We start from the raw sequence: 2356 nt of genomic DNA on the forward strand, positions 1-2356 counted from the left end.
AGGTAACTACTTTCGATATATTGATTATAGCACATCCGATGGCATGTAGATACCTTTTAGATTATGTAAGAAATGGAAAGAACCCTGATCCTTTAGAAAAGGACAGGGTTTCCCACCTGTAATCACGATATCACATCAGTTTAAATTTTAAAATAAGACAATTTGTCCAGCAAATCTTGCACCATTGAGCTGAGGGATTCCGTCGAAGCTGAGATTTCTTCCATAGAAGCAAGCTGCTCCTCTGAGGCTGCTGCTACGCTTTGTGAATCCGCGGACGCTTCTGATGCAAGTTCAGCTAATACTTTTACACTAGCTGAAATTTGCTCTGTACCAGCAGTCATCTGCTGTGCGGCTGCAGATACCTCCTGAATCTGATCTGTAACCTGTGTCATTTCAGCAAGAATCGATGTAAACAAAAGATCACTGTCAGATACACCCTGCACACCTATACGTACTTGCTCATTACCAACAGCCATAGCCTGTGAGGCTTGATTAGTATCTTGGACCACATGTTCGACTAATTCAGTAACTTGTTCAGCAGCTTGTTTCGTTTGATCCGCCAACATCCGTATTTCCGAAGCTACTACAGCAAATCCGCGACCTTGTTCACCCACTCTGGATGCTTCAATTGCTGCGTTTAATGCCAATAGATTAGTCTGTTTACTAATATTCGAGATCAGACCAATAATCCCACTAATCTGTACAGATCTTTCACCTAGTCGTTCAATCGCCAGACTGGTCTCGTCCACGGATTGTTTAAGCTCTGTCATCTGGCTCACCGCCATTTGAAGCTGTGCACTGCCTCTCTTCGTTTGATCGGTTACTTCATCTGCAGATGCAGACACCGCTGATGAAGAGTCAGCGATACGTTGTACTCCAATGCTAAGATCGCTCATGGCCAGAGAAGATTCTCCTGCATAACCATTCTGCAGTTGTGCTCCTTCGGCGACTCGTCCAATAGCCACAGCAATCTGTTCAGCAGCTTTCCCTGTCTGTTCCGCGTTCGCTGTCAACTCTTCAGAAGTAGCACCCACTGACATCGATAAATCTGCCACAAGTCCAAACATTTCTCGAAGCTTATATGTCATCTGATTAAAATGTGAAGACATCTTACCGAATTCATCATCATTTCGAACCTGCAAGGTTTGTGTTAAGTCCCCTTGGGCCATAAGCTGCAATTTCTCAGATAATACTCGAAGCGGTTTGATCACCATTAACCATAATTGAAAGACTATAACTATTCCTAAAATCAGCATCCCAACAAGCATGATGATAAATGATTCTGTTTTCGTTTGTTCGTAGTCAGCCATGATTGTAGCTTTAGGAATCGCAGCCTGCGTATACCATACCTGATCGCTTTCTGGCAGTGGAATCGGAACAAAAATACGAAGTACATCTTCTCCTTTGGAATTATTGGTGTACCCCTGAACCGACTTCCCATTCTTCACTTGTCTCCACAGTGCAGCTTTCTCTTCCGTATCACCGAAATCTTTAAGTACACTTTCTGGATCATTAGGATTAGCTGCATATTTACCATTACCCGTGACTAGAGAAACGTATCCACCCATAGGTTTATATTTATCAGCATCCTCTTGGAGCTTTGATAACGAAACATCAAATCCTACCGTCCCAAGAAAAGTGCCCAATTTGTCCAAAATAGGCAGCATAACCGAAATCATCTCTATAGCCCCACCAGTAGTCTCATAGGAATAGGGTTCAATGTAAATCGTTTTTTTCTCTTTCTTAGGTAAAAGGTAATAATCACCCTCACCCTCTACATCGTAATTTTTTAAGGGTTCAACCGTTATTGAACCTTGATTTCTAAGAACATAAGGAATAAAACGCCCCGTACCATCATCATATGGCGTCTTATTGATATTAGCCTGATCGTTTTGATCGAAGGCATTGGGTTCCCACAATGTACTAATTGCAAAAAGCTCGGGTCTATTCTCAAGCATAGATTTCATAGTAGAAATAACTTCTTCACGACTCAAAGTTTGATGTTCTCTTGATTCAACCAGTACATCTGTGAATACCTTTGCTGCCGACTCTATGTCTACCATACTATTCTGAATCGTTTCCGCATAACTTCGCCCAGCAACTTCCGCCTCTAGTTCACCGTTCGATATGCTCACACTTCGCAGATTAAGCAGATTCGCGATTAGACTAAAGAAAAAGATAACAATGATAACTAAACTTACTACCAGAACAAATTTAACCGTTAAAGAAAGCCTACGATATAACGCCATCTGAACAACTCCACTCTAGGATAATATACCTTATCTTTAATCGACAAATTACGACTATCATTAAATAGGTCTTTTCACCTATAATTAAATAATAAAATTTAAAACAC

The 2356-nt window shown here is 41.2% G+C and carries 1 protein-coding gene; it reads right to left on the bottom strand.

Annotation, left to right across the window (positions count from 1 at the left end; translation table 11 throughout):
• Window positions 1-140: 140 nt before the first annotated feature.
• On the bottom strand, window positions 141-2249 hold the full coding sequence (locus ACWNM1_RS30435) for a methyl-accepting chemotaxis protein (protein WP_449603914.1): 2109 nt from the start codon (window positions 2247-2249) through the stop codon (window positions 141-143).
• Window positions 2250-2356 lie beyond the last annotated feature (107 nt).

This window comes from Paenibacillus sp. Marseille-Q9583 (assembly GCF_976954365.1).